At 71.9% G+C, this 15793-nt stretch carries 15 protein-coding genes and 1 pseudogene; 8 read left to right on the top strand and 8 right to left on the bottom strand.

Features of this window, described 5'->3' with window-relative positions; translation table 11 throughout:
• Nucleotides 1–540 precede the first annotated feature (540 nt).
• Nucleotides 541–1035 carry a MarR family winged helix-turn-helix transcriptional regulator gene (locus ACIGFK_RS19345; RefSeq protein ID WP_376657298.1) on the bottom strand — a complete coding sequence of 165 codons (495 nt, stop codon included), beginning with the start codon at nt 1033–1035 and terminating at the stop codon, nt 541–543.
• Between the two features lie 73 nt (nt 1036–1108).
• Between ACIGFK_RS19345 and ACIGFK_RS19350 the strand changes: the two genes are divergently transcribed.
• Complete coding sequence (locus ACIGFK_RS19350) at nt 1109–3244, top strand: MMPL family transporter (protein WP_400052800.1); 2136 nt, start codon at nt 1109–1111, stop codon at nt 3242–3244.
• Between the two features lie 89 nt (nt 3245–3333).
• Here ACIGFK_RS19350 and ACIGFK_RS19355 read toward each other — a convergent pair whose 3' ends face one another.
• From ACIGFK_RS19355 to ACIGFK_RS19375, 5 genes are all read right to left on the bottom strand, one after another.
• On the bottom strand, nt 3334–4386 hold the full coding sequence (locus ACIGFK_RS19355; protein ID WP_400052801.1) for a hypothetical protein: 1053 nt from the start codon (nt 4384–4386) through the stop codon (nt 3334–3336).
• Nucleotides 4387–4890: 504 nt separating this feature from the next.
• Nucleotides 4891–5388 carry a hypothetical protein gene (locus tag ACIGFK_RS19360; protein ID WP_376657302.1) on the bottom strand — a complete coding sequence of 166 codons (498 nt, stop codon included), beginning with the start codon at nt 5386–5388 and terminating at the stop codon, nt 4891–4893.
• A gap of 160 nt (nt 5389–5548) precedes the next feature.
• The gene (locus ACIGFK_RS19365; RefSeq protein WP_400052804.1) at nt 5549–6142 is read right to left on the bottom strand and encodes an NAD(P)H-dependent oxidoreductase; all 594 of its coding nucleotides are present in this window, start codon (nt 6140–6142) and stop codon (nt 5549–5551) included.
• Nucleotides 6143–6320: 178 nt separating this feature from the next.
• Entirely contained in the window at nt 6321–7220 is a 900-nt protein-coding gene (locus ACIGFK_RS19370; protein WP_400052806.1) for an SGNH/GDSL hydrolase family protein, read from the bottom strand.
• 5 nt (nt 7221–7225) lie between these two features.
• Nucleotides 7226–7939, bottom strand: coding sequence for a hypothetical protein (locus ACIGFK_RS19375; protein WP_400052808.1), 714 nt, complete (start codon nt 7937–7939; stop codon nt 7226–7228).
• Between the two features lie 69 nt (nt 7940–8008).
• On the opposite strand from ACIGFK_RS19375, the gene ACIGFK_RS19380 reads away from it, so the two are divergent.
• From ACIGFK_RS19380 to ACIGFK_RS19390, 3 genes are all read left to right on the top strand, one after another.
• The gene (locus ACIGFK_RS19380) at nt 8009–8509 is read left to right on the top strand and encodes a MarR family winged helix-turn-helix transcriptional regulator (RefSeq protein ID WP_400052809.1); all 501 of its coding nucleotides are present in this window, start codon (nt 8009–8011) and stop codon (nt 8507–8509) included.
• A gap of 362 nt (nt 8510–8871) precedes the next feature.
• Nucleotides 8872–9807, top strand: a complete 936-nt coding sequence (locus tag ACIGFK_RS19385) for an NADP-dependent oxidoreductase (RefSeq protein ID WP_400052811.1) — start codon at nt 8872–8874, stop codon at nt 9805–9807.
• 201 nt (nt 9808–10008) lie between these two features.
• Nucleotides 10009–10614 carry a GPP34 family phosphoprotein gene (locus ACIGFK_RS19390; protein WP_376657308.1) on the top strand — a complete coding sequence of 202 codons (606 nt, stop codon included), beginning with the start codon at nt 10009–10011 and terminating at the stop codon, nt 10612–10614.
• A gap of 191 nt (nt 10615–10805) precedes the next feature.
• Here the strand turns inward: ACIGFK_RS19390 and ACIGFK_RS19395 are convergent.
• Nucleotides 10806–10979: pseudogene (locus ACIGFK_RS19395) on the bottom strand (LysR family transcriptional regulator); the annotation flags it as partial.
• A 177-nt stretch (nt 10980–11156) separates the two neighbouring features.
• Between ACIGFK_RS19395 and ACIGFK_RS19400 the strand changes: the two are divergent.
• Together ACIGFK_RS19400 and ACIGFK_RS19405 are read left to right on the top strand one after the other, a co-directional pair.
• On the top strand, nt 11157–11612 hold the full coding sequence (locus ACIGFK_RS19400; protein ID WP_376657309.1) for an RpiB/LacA/LacB family sugar-phosphate isomerase: 456 nt from the start codon (nt 11157–11159) through the stop codon (nt 11610–11612).
• Nucleotides 11613–11789: 177 nt separating this feature from the next.
• The gene (locus ACIGFK_RS19405) at nt 11790–13097 is read left to right on the top strand and encodes a M48 family metalloprotease (protein WP_386465804.1); all 1308 of its coding nucleotides are present in this window, start codon (nt 11790–11792) and stop codon (nt 13095–13097) included.
• Nucleotides 13098–13130: 33 nt separating this feature from the next.
• On the opposite strand, the gene ACIGFK_RS19410 is transcribed toward ACIGFK_RS19405, so the two are convergent.
• On the bottom strand, nt 13131–13580 hold the full coding sequence (locus tag ACIGFK_RS19410; RefSeq protein WP_400052814.1) for a hypothetical protein: 450 nt from the start codon (nt 13578–13580) through the stop codon (nt 13131–13133).
• A 177-nt stretch (nt 13581–13757) separates the two neighbouring features.
• Between ACIGFK_RS19410 and ACIGFK_RS19415 the strand changes: the two genes are divergently transcribed.
• Nucleotides 13758–14192, top strand: coding sequence for a DUF1330 domain-containing protein (locus ACIGFK_RS19415; RefSeq protein WP_376657312.1), 435 nt, complete (start codon nt 13758–13760; stop codon nt 14190–14192).
• 25 nt (nt 14193–14217) lie between these two features.
• Nucleotides 14218–15636, top strand: coding sequence for a cellulase family glycosylhydrolase (locus ACIGFK_RS19420; protein WP_400052816.1), 1419 nt, complete (start codon nt 14218–14220; stop codon nt 15634–15636).
• Nucleotides 15637–15793 lie beyond the last annotated feature (157 nt).

The following is a 15793-nucleotide window of genomic DNA, read 5'->3' on the forward strand; positions in this document are numbered from 1 at the left end:
TCGGCCCTGGTGCCCGGGCCGGCGTCCTCGTCCCGCACACGTCCACCGTCCGGCAGGAGCTCCTCGGCGCTCAAGAAGCAGGTATCGTCGCGCAACTGCGCCGCCTCCAGGACGCCGAACTCCCTGCCGGACGGACTTTCTGCAACGCCCTTACGAGCTCATGCCTGGCTGGCCGTGTGACGCTCGATCCCACAGATGGTGTGGATCGCGGTCACCGGCCCCTGGAGCATGGAAGCGATCGCGCAGATCATCGATGTGTCCGTCACCCTTCCGGAGCTGACGGTCATCTCGTCCCGAGGCGTCCGCCAGGCAATCACGGCCGGCTTCAGCTCTCACGTGGCACCGATGAGCCGGATGCGCGCGTCCCGGCGGGCGGCGCCGGAGAGGCGCTGCACAGCCTGGTTCGACTCCCGAGGGGTTGCACCCGGGCGTCCGGACACCCCGCCAAAGGCTCCCGCCCTTGCATTCCCTTCGCCGGATGCGCGGCGACGGGCGTGGCGCAACGCGCCGCCGCCACCAAACGTGGGTGGGGTGGCCCCCTCATCTGCCGATGAGGGTCAGTTCGTGGTTCATCTCGGAGAGGAAGCGGGCCGCCACGCGCAGTTCGTCCGGGGTGAATCGGGCGAGGGCGGTGTCCGTGCTGTGGGCCAGCGGGCGGAAGTAGGCGCGCGCCACCTGCTTGGCCCGCTCCTCGTAGTGCAGGTGGACCACGCGGCGGTCGTCGGCCGCGCGGACGCGGCGGATGTGGCCGGCCCTCTCCAGCCGGTCCAGGCACGCCGTCATCGCGCCCGAGGTGAGGTTCATCCGCTTGCGCAGCCGGCCGGGCGTCATCGGGCCGCCCTCTTCGTCGCTGTCCGCGTCCAGGACCGCGATCAGCGCCTGCACATCGGTGAGGTGCAGCCCCTGCTCATGGGCGAACTCCTGCGAGATCCGGTTGAACTCCGCGTTCATCCGGCGCAGAAGCACGGCGAACGACTGCAACCCGATCGGGTCGTCGGACGGAAGTACGGGTGCAGAGCTCTCGGTCGCATGCATGACATCAGCATAAGATCTCTCGATGAATGACATTCTTTGTCGTTGACTTAATCTTCCGTCTCAAGGATCCACATTGAAGAAGACACCGCGCTGGGCCTTCTGGGCCGTACCGCTCGTGCTCCTGCTCGTCTGGCTGGGGATCGGCGGAACACTCGGCCCCTACGCCGGCAGGCTGGGCGAGGTCGCCACCAATGACCAGGCGGCCTTCCTGCCGCGCAGCGCCGAGTCGACTCAGGTCGTCGACGCCCAGAAGGCCTTCCAGACCTCGGCGTCCGTTCCGGCCGTCCTCGTGTGGACCGCGGACGGGGGCCCGGTGACCGCCGCCCAGCAGGAGACGGCCACCCGGGCGGTCGGCAGCCTCGCCGGCCGGACCGGTATCGCCGCCGCGCCCTCGCCCGCCTTCGTCTCGGCCGACGGCCTGGCCATGCAGGCCGTCGTGCCCCTCGCCCCCGATCTCGGGAAGGGGCTCCCTGCGGTCCTGGACGACGTACGCCGAACGGCACAGCAGGTGCCCGGCGCCACCGTGCAGATCGCCGGTCCCGCCGCCGCCCAGGCCGACCTCCTCGACGCGTTCTCCGGTATCGACGGGCTGCTGCTGGGGGTCGCGCTCGGGGCGGTGCTGCTGATCCTGCTGCTCGTGTACCGCAGTGTGCTGCTGCCCCTGGTGATCATCTTCAGTGCGGTGCTGGCCCTGGGGCTCGCCTGCGCCGTGGTCTACGTGCTGGCCGACAAGGGCGCGGTCCGCGTGGACGGCCAGGTACAGGGGATCCTGTCGATCCTGGTCATCGGCGCCGCGACCGACTACGCCCTGCTCATCGCGGCACGCTTCCGGGAAGAGCTGGCCGTACGCGGCGACCGCGCGGCGGCAGCACTGGCCGCCGTACGCCGTTCCGCGGGAGCCGTCACCGCCAGCGCGGCGACCGTGGCCCTCGGCCTGCTGGCGCTGCTCGCGAGCGACCTGACCAACAACCGGGCCCTCGGGCCGGTCGGAGCGATCGGCATCGTCTGCGCGGCGCTCAGCGCCCTGACCTTCCTGCCGGCCGTGCTCGCCCTGCTCGGCCGGGCCGCCTACTGGCCCGCCACCCCCAAGCCCGCCGACGCCACGGTCGACGGCCACCGGGTGTGGCGGCGCGTCGCCGGACTCATCGACCGGTCACCGCGGCGCGTATGGGCCTCCTCGGCCCTGCTGCTCGTGGTCCTGGCCGCCTTCGCGCCCGGGCTGTCGTCGAAGGGCGTGCCGCTCGACGAGATCTTCGTCAACGACGCCCCTTCGGTCGGCGCGCAGCAGACCCTCGCCCAGCACTTCCCCGGCGGTTCCGGCAACCCGGCCGTGATCATCGCGGACGCCCGGCAGATTGCGGAGGTACGGGCCGCCGCCGAGGGCACGGACGGCGTCGCCTCGGTCGTCCCCGTCACCACGGGCGGCCGGCCCGGCGCGGGGACGCCGCTGGTGGTGGACGGGAGGGTGCGGCTGGACGCCACGCTCGACGCGGCCGCCGACAGCGACCCCGCGAAGGAGACGCTCCAGCGGCTGCGGGAGCGGGTCCATGCGGTTCCCGGCGCCGAGGCGCTGGTCGGCGGGTACACGGCGCAGCGGTTCGACACCCAGCAGACCGCGGCCCGCGACCGCACGGTGATCGTGCCGGTCGTCCTCGGCATCATCCTGCTGATCCTCGTTGCACTGCTGCGGTCCGTGGTCGTACCGGTCCTGCTGGTGGCGACCGTCGCCCTCAACTTCCTGGCGACGCTGGGCGTGTCCGCGCTGGTCTTCGAGCACCTGCTGGGCTTCAGCGGCACGGACGCCTCCGTACCGCTGTACGGGTTCGTGTTCCTGGTCGCCCTCGGCGTCGACTACAACATCTTCCTCATGTCACGCGTCCGCGAGGAGACCCTGGCACTCGGCACCCGCCGGGGCGTGCTGCGGGGCCTGGTCACCACGGGCGGGGTGATCACCTCCGCGGGCGTGGTGCTCGCGGCGACGTTCGCCGCGCTGATGGTGATTCCGCTGGCGTTCCTCGTCCAGATCGCCTTCATCGTCGCCTTCGGCGTCCTGCTGGACACCCTCGTCGTACGGTCCCTGCTGGTTCCCGCGCTGGTCATCGACATCGGCCCGCGCGCCTGGTGGCCGAGCGCACTGGCCCGGACGGCGGCCGATGACCGCCCGCCGGCGGATGCCCGGACGTCGGCGGACGGCCTCGGCATGGGCTAGTTCCCGGCCCGCGGGCGGTCTCGGCGGGGCGGCAGCGGCGGGGAACCGCCGGTACGGACTGCCCCGCGATCGGGTGCTGCGGCGTCGGCTCAGCCGCCGTCGTAGCGGGTGCCGTCGAACGTGTAGGGCCAGGACGCCTCGGCGCCGACGGACACCTCACCCGGCCCGGCCGGGATCTTGAGCATCGTCATGCTCAGCTGGGTCTGGGTGTACCTGCTCCAGCGGATGCCGGTCGTCCCGGACCAACCGCTGGAGCTGAACGTCTGGTACCGGCCCGGCCCCATGTCGACGGTGGCCGTGTTCACCGACAGGCACGCCACCAGCGCTCCGCCGTCCGCGGTGCGCCACAGGGGCCCGTACGGAGTACGCGTGGGCTGCTGTTCCGTCGTGAGGGACTTGGGGTTGTCGAGCCGCTCGGGCAGCCGCTTGCGACCTTCGGCCATCTTCACACGCGCCGCGTCGATGTCGGCGCCCCATCCCGCGTCCGAGGCGTCCGTACCGTCCTTGCTGTTCCGGTAGTCGAAGTAGCGGCCGCAGACCTCTGCCGGGTCTGCGGCCAGCTTCGACGTGTCACCGCCGGTGACGGCTTGTCCGTCGGGCCGGACTGCAGGTGCGGGCAGTGCTCCGGCGGTCGGCGCGTGGGCCCTGAAGGCCGCACGCCACGTACCGTCCTTGCCCTCGTGGTGGAGTGACCAGCGCATCTCGGCCGCATTCTGCGAGGCACCGACCGTGTGGCTGCTCACCTCGCCCGCCGCCAGGATCCACCGCTCGCCGGCACCCGTACCGGCGCCCGCCCAGGCATGGACACCGGGTGCGACCTCGGGTGAGTTGGTGGGCTCGGGTGGTGCGCCGGTCCCGTACTTCCTGCCGTTCTCGGCGGCGGCGAGCAGGTGGTCGAGCCACGGCCCTTCGGCGTATCCCTTGATCACCTCCGGGTCTTGGCTCTCCTGCCCGGCTCGCTTGTCGACGTCCGCCGCCACGCGGCGGGCCTCGTCGGCGGTCAGCGGCTTCACGGCGGCGGACGGCCCCTTGCCTCCCTCGGTGCCGGCCGCCCCGGAGCCGTTCGTGGCCGGCGTGCTTCCGCAGCCGGCCGCCCCGAGCACCAGCACTGCCGCGGCCAGCGGTACCAGACGCCTCATCATTTGCTCCCCCTCGGCACGCAGAACGACCACTTGATCTTGCCTCAGGTCCTGGCGTTGTGGAGTGCAGACACCGAGGGTGCGGTCGCGGCGCGGGCGTGGTGCAGCGGCCGTTCCAGCCGTTCAGGGGCGCCGATTTCGCACAGAGAAGCCGGCAGTGGCGTCTCGCTCGTCGTCCGAGCCGCTCATCCTGCCGCCCGACGGACGGCCGCCGCGGCGGGGCCGGCCTTCTTCGCCCTTGACCTCCAACGCCTGGCGCGCGAGGCCGACGAACGCGGGATGGGCGTCCCGGAAATCCCGGTACGCAGCGTCGTAGTCGTGTCTCCGCTCGGGACCGCCGTCGCCGTCTCGCGGCCCCACGCCGCGTCGACGTCGTCGATCTGCCAGGTGGCCTCATTGAACGCGTGCGCGCAGTTCATCATCTCCCGATAGGTGGATCGTCGCCGGTCGCGCAGTGATCGGCGACGGCCAGGTGTTCCCCCACTGGCTGACCCTCCTGCGGCACCGTCAGCCGGCCGGGGGCTGTCGCTCCAGGCGGGTGCCGCAACCCGTGCAGTAGCGGGCGTCCGCTTCTATCGCGTGCCGGTGGCAGCGACCGCACACCTTGTGCAGCAGGCACGTTCGCAGTGACTCGTTCGCGGAGGGGGCCGGTGCGATGCGCAGTCCTGGGCGTCTGCGGTGTGCGGTCAGCACGACCAGGCCGTCAGGGCCGGCGAGGAGGGCGCGCGGCGTGCCGCGGGGCAGGAGGCCCAGGTATCCGGGAGACAGGCTGGTCTCGGTTCTTCCGTGGGTGAGGGTGCCACTGCCCGTGACGACGATGAGGAGTACGTCGACCTCGTCTTCGGTGTAGAGGGTGCCCCCGGTGCCGGGGAGGTGGCGTACCAGGTTCGCGTCCAGCTGCCGGTCGTCTCCCTCCAGTCGCCACAGCGCGCCGCTCTGGTCCGACTGGGCTGCGGCGAGCAGCTCCCCCACTGTGAGGCGTTCCGCGCCCCGTACCGCCTCCATTGCCCAGCCTTCCGTGCACGAGTCGTATCCGAACCCGCATCATCGCCCATTGAGACCGCGATCCGGCGCGGCAAAGCCCCTGGTCCCGACATAACCGCCCGTCCGCCCCCGGCCCCTTGGCCCCGCGTGGGTGAGAACGTACACGGAGCCGGCCACCCGTTCAGGGCAGGAGTGCGGCCGCCTCGTTGCGCGCCTGGGTCAGCCAGGCCGCGCGTTGTTCATCGGCCGAGTCGGTGACGGTTCGGAAGACGAGTCGGCGGACGTCGGAAACCCCCACGTAGGGCAGGACACACGCCGCCCAGATCCTCTGCAGGGGATCGCCGAACTCGCCCTCTTCCCGGTCGGCGGGAGTGTCGGAGGTGTTCAGCACGAGCGCTCTCCCCGCCTTCAGGAGACCAGCGGGTTCGCCCTCCGCGGTACCCAGCTTGTAGGCGACGCCGGGCGCGAACACGCGTTGCACCCAGCCCGTGAGAACAGCGGGCGGCATGCCCCACCAGTTCGGGTGGACGAACACCATGGCGTCGAGCGTGGCCACTTCTGCCCGGTGCAGCGCCACCTGGGCGTCGTGGGCGCGTGCCGCAGCCTCGACGGTCCCCGTCTCGTCGGCGGACAGCAGGGGTGTGAACCCTTCGGCGCACAGGTCGTGCGCCAGCACCGTGGCCCCTCGCCCACGCAGCTCGTCCACGACCGCATCGAACATCGCGTGATTGAAGCTTCCCTGCCGCGGATGTGCAAGGTACACGCCGATCTGCATCTTTCCCCCAGTCAGCACCGACGTCGTCAGGCAATCGCAGGCACGAGCCTATGCCTCGTGGACGGCCGATCGTCGTCATCCGCCGGCCTCCGTGTCACGAAATCGCGCACGGCCGCGATCCCGGCCACCGAACGGGGCCGGGATACGGGCGCTGTGCAGCCCCGTGGGCAGCACGCGGTCAGGGCCGCGGGCCTGCCGGGTCCGGGGTGTCCTCCGCGGGGGTCGGATCCGGATCCGGCTCCGACTCCGGCTCCGGCATCAGTGCGTCCAAGACGGCTGCCGCGACGCGCTGTTGACCGGCCGGGGTGAGGTGGACGCCGTCCTCCTCCCAGTGGCCGTGCGCCGCGGCTCGGGTGTCGACCGTGGGCTCGGGCTCGGCAAGGAGGAGGTCTGCGATGGCGTCGAGGTCCTCGCCGGCCCAGGCGAGACCGGCCCGCCGGAAGTGCACGTACTCCGCGACCCGCCCGGGGTCGATGCCGGTCGGGGTGAGCCAGACCCACCGGGCTCCGGTCCGCCGGACCGTCAGGTCGCGCAGGGCCCGCAGGGTGCGACGGGTCTCGGCGGCGGTGACGAGCGGGATCCCGTCCAGCCGCTGGACGTCGTTCGCGCCCAGCATGCACAGCACCCAGTCGGGCCGTTGGAACGCGAGCAGCGGGAGGTTCGCCAGGGCCTGGGTCGTCGTGCTGCCGGACACGGCCAGGTTGGTGGAGCGGACGCCTTCCGGGAGCAGGTGCCGCAGGACCTCGAACCAGGAGAGCCGGTCGGCGGTGGTGCTCTCCCCCACGGCCACGACGTGCTCGCCCGGCCGGAACGGCAGTCCGGCCAGGCGTGCGGCTGCCCCCGGCGTGGCCGCGAGAGCCGCGGCGGCCGCCCGGTTCCGGTCCTCGAACCGGCCCAGGTACGACCGGTAGCCGGCCGGGTCGAGCCCGAACAGGGCCGCGAGCGTGGCCTCGTCGGGGGCCGGGCCGAGGTGGCGCAGGACCTTCTCGGGCTGGTGGAAGCGGAGCATCCGTTCTGCCGGGTCGTGGGCCGGGGCGGAGGCGGAGGCGGTGGTGGAGGCGGTGGTGGTGCTCGTCATGGCGGTCAGCCCTCCGTACGGACACGGCGGCGCGGCAGCAGGAACCCGGCCGCGATCAGCCACAGCAGGCCGGCGAACCGGGCGACCGGCAGCAGCAGGGCTGAGCCGTCGGCCAGGAGGACCAGCGTGGACAGTTCGGCGACCGCCGCGACGGCCAGGCCCGCCATGGCGAGGGGACGCGGGAGCAGGCCTGCGAGCAGTCCCGGTACGGCTATCCCGGCGATCAGCAGCCCCAGCAGGACGACGTGGCCGGGCCCGCCGAGTCCGAAGGCCAGGTACTGCAGCGCCCGTACGACGTCGCCGTGCCCCGCGACCTCGGGCCGGGACAGCACCCAAGTGACGAGTCCGGAGCAGGCGAGGAAGGCCGAGGCGAGGACCCCTCCGGCGAGGGCGATGGTGGCGCCGGGAGCGCGGACACCGAGCTTGTGCAGCCGCGCCGAGACGGCCGCGGCGTAGATCGCGAGCGGTACCGAAGCCGCGAACTGCAGGGCTCCGGAGAGGCGGACGGCATCGGTGTGGTCGCGGAAGTAGGAGGTCACCGAGTCGGTGGAGCCGAAGGGTGAGGGGAAGGGGTCCCCGCCGGCGAGGAGGGTGCTGAGCACGAGCCCGGCGAGGAAGAGGGCGGTGAAGACCACGGCGAGGATGCCGGGCGGCGGCCCGGCCTGCGGGTCGCGGCGGGTGCGCGTCTCTCTGGCGGCGGTCTCTGGGGTGGCGGTCACGGCAGAATCCGTTCTCTCAAGTTAATCATTCACCGAGGAGAATCATTTCGCGTGGCTTACGATAGGCCGATGAACAGTCCTCGGCAACCGCATACGACCGGCTCCGCCCCGGCCACCGGGCCACGCGGGGCCGCGTTCCTCCTCGCCCAGATCGGCGCACACGCCGCCGGACGCTTCGCCGAACGCATCGGCCACCTGGGACTGACCCCGGCCGACGTCGGACTGCTGCGCATGGTCGCCGGGCAGCCGGGGCGCAGCCAGCGGGCCCTCGCCGAGGACCTGGGCGTCGTACCGAGCCGTGTCGTCGCGCTGATCGACGGGCTGGAGGGCAAGGACCTCGTCGAACGGCGGCGCAGCGCCGAGGACCGCCGCAATTACGAACTCCACCTCACGGCGGAGGGCAGGCGCACCCTCGGCGCGGTCTCCCGCGCGGCCGCGGCGCACGAGGACGCCCTGCTCGCCGCACTCGACCCGGAGCAGCGCACGCACCTCCTCGGAATTCTCGAACGCGTCGCGGCCGAACAGGAACTGACTCCCGGAGTCCACCCCGGCTACCGCACGCGCGGCTGACGTCTGCTCAGAATCCGGCCCGGTCGGCGGCGCTGACCCCGGTACGGAGCCTCCAGAGCCGATGTGCCGCCGTCCCCAGGGATTTCTGGACGATCGGCGGGTCTTGGAGCACTGCGCCGAACGTGTCGTGCACGGCGGTGATGCGGGCAGCCTGACCCCTCGAGCGGGCCTGGTGACGTAGAAACGGAAGCGCGTCCCGCCTCCAGGCCCACAGTGCGTGCAGTTCCCGTGGTGCCCGCAGTTCCCGCAGCTCCCGCAGCTCCCGCGGTCCTGAGGCGTCGGCAGACAGTGACCGCCTCCGCCCCGTGCCGTTCGGCGTCGTCGGTACGGCTCCGGTATGGCCTCAGCCCAGGGAATCGCCCGTGAAAGCCCTCGTCGCGACCGAATACCAGCCGCTCGACCGCCTGACCATCGCCGATCTGCCGAAGCCGGAGCCGGGACCGGGTGAGGTCGTGGTGAAGGTCGAAGCAGCCGCACTCAACCCGCTCGATCTGATGCTGGTCACGGGGGCGGCGAAGGACCTCTTTCCGGCCGAGCACCCGCTGGTCATCGGAATGGACATGGCCGGAACGGTGGCGGAGGTCGGCACCGGAGTCAGCGGGTACGCGCCCGGCGACCAGGTGCTGGGCTTCGTGGGCCAGGCGGGTTCCGTGGCGGAGTACACGGTGGCCACGCCGGGTCCGCGGCTGGCCCATCGGCCGCAGGGCCTGGACGCGGTCCAGGCGGCCGCCATCCCCGAGTCCGGCATGACCGCGGTGTGCCTGCTGCGGGCGGTCGGCCTGATGCAGGGCGAGAGCGTGCTGGTGATCGGAGCCACCGGCGGGATCGGTCTGTACGCCGTGCAGCACGCGCACACGCTCGGCGCCCGCGTGATCGCCACGGCCACAGCGCAGGACGCGGACTACATCCGCGAGCTGGGTGCCGCCGGGACCGTCGACTACCGGGCGGCCGACGTGGTGGAAGAGACCCTGAAGCTGGTGCCGGGCGGGGTCGACGTTGTCGTCGACCTGGTGAACCGCGGTGAGGCCCTGGCCGGCAGCGCACGGGCGGTCAGGCCGGGTGGCAGGCTGGTGTCCCCGCTGTTCGGCCCGGGTGAGCTGGACCGTGACGTGACCCCGGTCTACATCGGCTCGTTCAACCCGGAGCCGGGCGACCTGGAAGGCCTCGCGAGCCGGGCCGCGGACGGCAGTCTGCACGTCGAAATCGGTGCCCGCTACGCGTTCGACGACGCCGTGCAGGCGGTCGCCGACTTCGCCGGAAAGCACATCCGGGGAAAGGTCGTCATCACCGTCCCCTGAGGCCGGGAACCGCCGTACGCTCCTTGGGCCGCCAGGGCCGCCCCGGCCAGGACGGCCGGCTCCCCGGCAAGGGAGGCAGGGAGCTCCCTCTCGATGTCGGCCGCCGCGATGCAGGCGACTCGACATGCGCGGAGGCGATACTTGACCGGCACCCGCCCCGGCGACCGGAGGCCGGGTCCGCCCATCACGAGGGAGCCCTTCATGACCACGGCGCAAGACCTGTTCATCATTGCCCTGGGGGCTGCGCCGGAGCGCCCTGTGGGACAGGGCGACCTGTCCCTGGCCCTCGCCGGTGCCGAACTGATCGACCTCATCGCGGCGGAGGCCGTCGCGCTGGACGACGACCTCATCCTGCCGGGCCCCGAGACGGCACTGGACGACCAACTCCTCGGGGCAGCAGCGTCGGTGCTCGTCCGGCAGGATCCGTACGAGCGCGTCGAGGACTGGCTGTGGCGCAGGGGCCGTGACCTGTCAGCGGCCTACCAGCGGGTGTTCGAGGAGGACGGCCTGCTGATGCGTGCGCGGCGCGGCCGCCTGTCCTTGGGGCCGGAGCGCATGGAACTCGCCGACACGCCTGCTCGGCAGCGGGCGCAGGAGCGCTGGGAGGACGCCGAACCCGTCCTCCGGGCCCTCGCCGTGGCCATCGGCATCCACCGCGGACCGTCCGAGGACGGTCCTGGCCCGGACGGCGAAGCCGTGACGACCGTGGTGGCTGCCGTCAACGATGCCGTGATGGAACTGGAAGCGGTTCGCCAGCGGAAGTCCATCGAGAACGCGGCGTTCGCCAACGTCTGGCGGGGGCCTTGAGCACTGCGCCGCGCCCTCCTCTTCCACCTCCCGGTCGGTGGCGGGGCAGCCGGGACCGAGTGGGCATCGGCCGGATTCGGGCCCGCGGAGCCACCGGGTTCGGCCTGACCTTGCTCACCGAGGTGTGGGGCACCGGCGCGCCACCAGCGCCGACACGGCCGCAGTCCACCTGCCCGCGCCTACGAGCGGTCGCCGAGCCTGGTGGTCAGGTCCACGCCGCCCGACAGGGATGCGGCGACGACCTCGTGCCCGGCGCCGCGGAGCGCGGTGACGAGCCGGGAGCCGATCAGCCCGGTGCCGCCGACCGCTGCGTCCGAGCCGGTCCCGGCCGCCCGGCTGGCACTGCTGCACGACGTCTCCGCCAGCCACCTGGCGCTTGGCGCGCGTCCCTGCAGGGCGTCACCATCGCCGACCTGGTCGGCCCGGTCGACCGCGACAGCGGACCCGAGGTACTGCCGGCCATCGGCACCTGGCTCACGCCGACCCGCGGCCAGGTCCTCCTTCGCCGGTCGGCAACGCGAAATCCTCAGTAGTCTCGGGGTATGCGGATCTGCGTTTCCTCGGACATGGACGAACCCGTCGCGCGCGCCCTCATAGGGCAACTGCGCGACCGCGGCCACCATGTGGTGACGTACGGAGCGCTGAACCCCGGCGACGATCCGCAGTGGGCCGCCTGCTCCCAGGCCGCGGCCCGCGAGGTCGCCGCCGGAAACGCCGACCAGGCCGTCGTGTGCTGCTGGACCGGTACGGGCGCGTCGATCGCCGCGAACAAGGTGCCCGGCGTACGCGCGGCCCTGTGCACGGACGCCTACACGGCAGACGGTGCACGCCGCTGGAACGACGCCAACGTCCTCGCACTCAGCCTGCGCCTGACATCGGAACCGCTCCTCAAGGAGATCCTCGACGCCTGGTTCGCCGCCGAGCCGAGCACCGACCCCGAAGACCGGCAGAACGTGGCACTCGTCAAGCAGCTCGACAGCCCCACAACCACACCCTGAACCAAGGCGGCTCCGCACGGGACAAGTCGTTCAATTTCACTCTTCGGCATCCCCATGCGCACCCTTCCTGACCAAAACCGGCCCTCCCGGGGCGGCTGCGGAACCCGCGCCGGCCGTTTCTATCCTGTGCGGACCGTGGATCACAGCAGGTCCACGGCAGGGAGGGGATCAAGAGGCATGCAAACGGTCGACGAAGTGGAAGCGCCTCAAGTGCGGCAGTGCCCGGGGTGCGGGGCCACCATCTCCGTGAACCCGCGGTTCGTGAGCTGGTGCGCGGCCTGCGACTGGAACGTGGATCCCAGCGCACCGGACCCGGAACGGGGTCGTCTCGCGGCGTTCCGGCGGCGCCTGGCCGGGCGTTACGGGCAGCAGCTCGCGGAGGAGATCGAGCGGAGCGGGCAGGAAGCCAAGAGGGTCGGGGCGGACGGTTCGACCGTCCTGGCTTTCGGCGTCTCCCTGCTGGTGCACTCGGTCACCGCGGGGCTGTTGCTGGCCGCGGGGCTGCTGATCATCGGCGGGTGGCACACCGGCATCCTGCCGGTCCTCGGCCTCGTGCTCCTGGTCGTCGTGGCGGGGCTGGTCCCCCGGCCGGGCCGGCTGCCGCGGGACGTACCGGTGCTGTACCGCGACGACGCGCCCCGGCTCTTCGAGCTGATCGACGAGGTGGCGGCGGCCGTCGGTACGACCGGGGTGCACGCGGTGGCGGTGGACACCGCGCACAACGCCTGGGTACACACCTACGGGATCCGCAACCGGCGGGTGATGTGCCTGGGCGCCGGGCTGTGGGAGATCCTCTCGCCCCAGGAACGCGTGGCCCTGCTGGGCCACGAGCTCGGGCATTTCGCGAACGGCGACGTCCGCTCCTCGTTCGTGACGCAGGGAGCGCTGCGCTCCCTGGCCCACTGGTACTCCTTCCTGCTCCCCCAGCCCATCGTGAGCATGGTGCACCTGTGCACGAACGTCCTGGTGTTCCTGCCACGCTGGGCGGTCCACGGGCTGTTCCTCCTGCTCGACAGCCTGACGATGCGGGCTTCGCAGCGGGCCGAATACCTGGCCGACGCGGGCGCGGCCCGAGCCGGTTCGACCGAGGCGGCCGTCACGATGCTGGACCGGCTCCTCATCGGCGACGCGGTCGAGGCCCATCTGCGGCGCGAGTCGATCGCGGCGACCCGGGCCGACGGCGGCCCCCGCGGCCGCGAGACGCGCGAGGCCATCGAGCGGGACCTGTGGGAAGGACTGGCCGCGAGGATCGGCTCGATACCCGAGACCGAGTACGAGCGGCGGCGCCGGGTCTCGGCCCGGCGCGGGCACAGCGTCGACGACACCCACCCGCCGACCCACCTGCGGCGCCGTTGCCTGGCCGCGGCCGCCCCGCAGCCGGCCAGGGTGGTCTGCGACGCCTCACGGGCGCAGTCGATCGCGGCCGAACTGGCTCCGGCCCGCGCCCGTCTGGCCCGTACGCTGATCCGGTACAACGCCGACTGAGGCACCACTGCGGCACCGGGCCGCCGGCGGCTCTCACCCCCTCGAGAGCCGAACTTCCGAAAGGTAGCCGCTCGGAGACCGGGTGGGCACCCATTCCACTCCGGCCGGCGCGCCCGGCTCCAGAGCAGCCAGCACCTCGCCGACCGGATACCCGAACAGGTCGACGTCATGAAGCACCACCGGTACGGCGGACGGCCCTGTCGCCCCCGAGGGCCCCGACTGATACCGGGACAGGAGTACGGTCGCGAGACCCGGCACGTCCTGGTCGATCCTGCCGAGGCGGTCCGGGCAGTCACCGTAGGCGAGCAGATCCACACCCTCGTAACGGGCGGTGAAGGCCCAGCCGGCCTGGCAGACCCAGGTCCCGCGCACATCCGCCAGCGTCGAGACGGCCCACTGGCACTCCTGCTCGGACATGCCGAAGCGCAGCACGCCGGCACGGCGCGGCAGAACGAGACCCTGTCCGGGCAGCACGTCGAACACCCTTTGATGGTCGCCGGGTGTGCCCGCGGGATCAACGCCCACGAGACCGGCAGCCGCAGTCGGTCCGGTTCACCTGCCGTGCGTGCCCCGCGGGGAGCGGCGGTCCCCAACGTCCCGGTCGGGGGCAGTGGCTGACCAACGCCGTTGGCGCGAAGGGGCTTTGGACGTCTCCTCGACGTGTTGGCCATTACGTCCGGGGTTGTCGCACCGCCCGAGTTCCCCGGCCTGACCGAGGCCCGGGCCTGGTACGACTCTCCGGCCTACCGGGCCATCCTGCATTTGCGTACCGGTCACATCGAGGGCGACTTGCTGCTGATCGAGGGTGTCGGGCCCGACTACGACCCGGCCGAGCGAGCTCGCAAGTTGCAGGCGGAAGCGCCCTCGGAGGGCCGGACGGCAACCCCCGGCAGCCGCTCCGAAGCGCTCCGAGGTGAGCGTCAGCCGGCGACTCCCCGCGGCGGGGACCTGGCGCGGCGCAGGAACCGGGCAGCCCGTACTGATCGAGTCGGGTGGAGGCCCCGAAGCCGCGGGTCTCATCAACTCCTGCGAAACGATGGGAACTTGAGTCACTCATCAGTAACATCCCACCGGCCGGTAACACGCCGACCGTGAAGCCACCCTCGAAAGGGTCTCCTGCATGCGCCGGACCTCCCGCTTCGCCCCCGTCGCCCTCGCCCTGGCAGCCCTCCTGGTGGGCGTCCTCCCGGCGCAGGCCCAGGCCCATCCCGACCGCGGCCCCGACCGTGTCACGGTCGGCGACCGTACCTTCATCGCCGACGGCCAGGGCCGCGCACTGCAGTGGCGCGGATTCAACCTCGCCGACAAGAGCAGCCGAGGCGCCGACGCGTTCGCCGACATCCACGAGAGCGACCTGAAGGACATGGCCGCCCGGGGCTTCAACCTTGCGCGCCTCGCGTTCCTCTGGGATGACCTCGAACCCACCCCCGGGCACTACGACCGCGGTTACCTCGCCAAGATGCGCCGCATCCTCGACTGGGCGGACCGGTACCACGTCAAGGTCATCCTCGACGCCCACCAGGACGTCTACGGCCCCCACTTCGGCTCCCGCGGCGTTCCGGACTGGGCCACCCGCGACGAGGGGCTGCCGTTCACTCCGATACCCGAGGACTGGTTCTCCGAGTACTTCGAGCCGTCCGTACAGACCGCCTTCGACCACCTGTACAAGGACGCCGACCTCCGCACCGCGCACGCCCGCATGTGGACGACGGTCGCCTCCGCCATGGGCGGGCACCCGGCGCTGCTCGGCTACGACCTGATGAACGAGCCGTTCGCCAAGTTCCTCGAGGGCGAAGACCTCCCCGCCGCCGCGGCCCGCTTCGAGGCCGGCGAGCTCACAGAAATGTGGAACCGCCTCGCGCGGGCGGTCCGCCTGGTCGACCGGAAGTCGTGGGTGTTCGTCGAACCCACCGTCATCGTCGGCCTCGGCGTCCCCACCCAGCTGGGACGCATCGACGACCCGCACGCCGGGTACGCGCCGCACTTCTACGAGACCGGGATGGAAACCGGCGCCGACTACGACCCCAACGGCACCTTCATCCCCGCCTACGAGGCCGCGATCAGCGACTACCCGACCCGTAACCGCATGCCGGTGATCGTCGGGGAGTGGGGCGGCAACCCGTACGTCCAGCACGCGAGCCAGTTCGTCACCGACATGACGGCCTCCCTGGACCGCTTCTCCAGTGGCTGGACGTGGTGGCAATGGTGCCGGGGCGGCGGTTACTGCTTCCTCGACCAGACGGGCGCGGTGAAGCCCAACGCCCAGCTGCTCGTCCAGCCGTACGCACGCGCCGTCGCGGGTGACCCGCTCGGCTTCGCGTACGAACCGGCCACTCGCACCTACACGCTGACGTTCCGCACACGCGTCAACGCCGAGGGGCCCACCCAGATCACCGTGCCCAAGGACGCCTATCCCCACGGCTACCGCGTCACGGTCACAGGCGGCAACGCCAGGTGGGACGGCCACGACCAGACGGTCACCGTCAACACCCGCGGAAGGACCGGAACCACCTACAAGGTCACGGTCAGCCCGAAGTAGCCCATCCGGTCGCTCACTCCGGGACCACCCCCGGGTCTTTGCAGTGGGCCGATCCGACGGCAGGAGGGCTGCCGCACCCGTCGTTTCGGACGCACGCCTCTGGGAGGGGCCATGACGACAACTCCTGGCGGGGAATCCCTGCGAAGGGCTATCTCGT

The sequence above is a fragment of the Streptomyces sp. NPDC085524 genome (assembly GCF_044541755.1).
In the GTDB taxonomy this organism is placed as follows: Bacteria; Actinomycetota; Actinomycetes; order Streptomycetales; family Streptomycetaceae; genus Streptomyces.

Coding starts and splice junctions, on each gene's coding strand:
- ACIGFK_RS19420 (WP_400052816.1), top strand. CDS start 14,218: ATGCGCCGGACCTCCCGCTTCGCCCCCGTCGCCCTCGCCCTGGCAGCC.
- ACIGFK_RS19390 (WP_376657308.1), top strand. CDS start 10,009: ATGACCACGGCGCAAGACCTGTTCATCATTGCCCTGGGGGCTGCGCCG.
- ACIGFK_RS19365 (WP_400052804.1), bottom strand. CDS start 6,142: ATGCAGATCGGCGTGTACCTTGCACATCCGCGGCAGGGAAGCTTCAAT.
- ACIGFK_RS19345 (WP_376657298.1), bottom strand. CDS start 1,035: ATGCATGCGACCGAGAGCTCTGCACCCGTACTTCCGTCCGACGACCCG.
- ACIGFK_RS19405 (WP_386465804.1), top strand. CDS start 11,790: ATGCAAACGGTCGACGAAGTGGAAGCGCCTCAAGTGCGGCAGTGCCCG.
- ACIGFK_RS19380 (WP_400052809.1), top strand. CDS start 8,009: ATGAACAGTCCTCGGCAACCGCATACGACCGGCTCCGCCCCGGCCACC.
- ACIGFK_RS19355 (WP_400052801.1), bottom strand. CDS start 4,386: ATGATGAGGCGTCTGGTACCGCTGGCCGCGGCAGTGCTGGTGCTCGGG.
- ACIGFK_RS19370 (WP_400052806.1), bottom strand. CDS start 7,220: ATGACGAGCACCACCACCGCCTCCACCACCGCCTCCGCCTCCGCCCCG.
- ACIGFK_RS19400 (WP_376657309.1), top strand. CDS start 11,157: ATGCGGATCTGCGTTTCCTCGGACATGGACGAACCCGTCGCGCGCGCC.
- ACIGFK_RS19360 (WP_376657302.1), bottom strand. CDS start 5,388: ATGGAGGCGGTACGGGGCGCGGAACGCCTCACAGTGGGGGAGCTGCTC.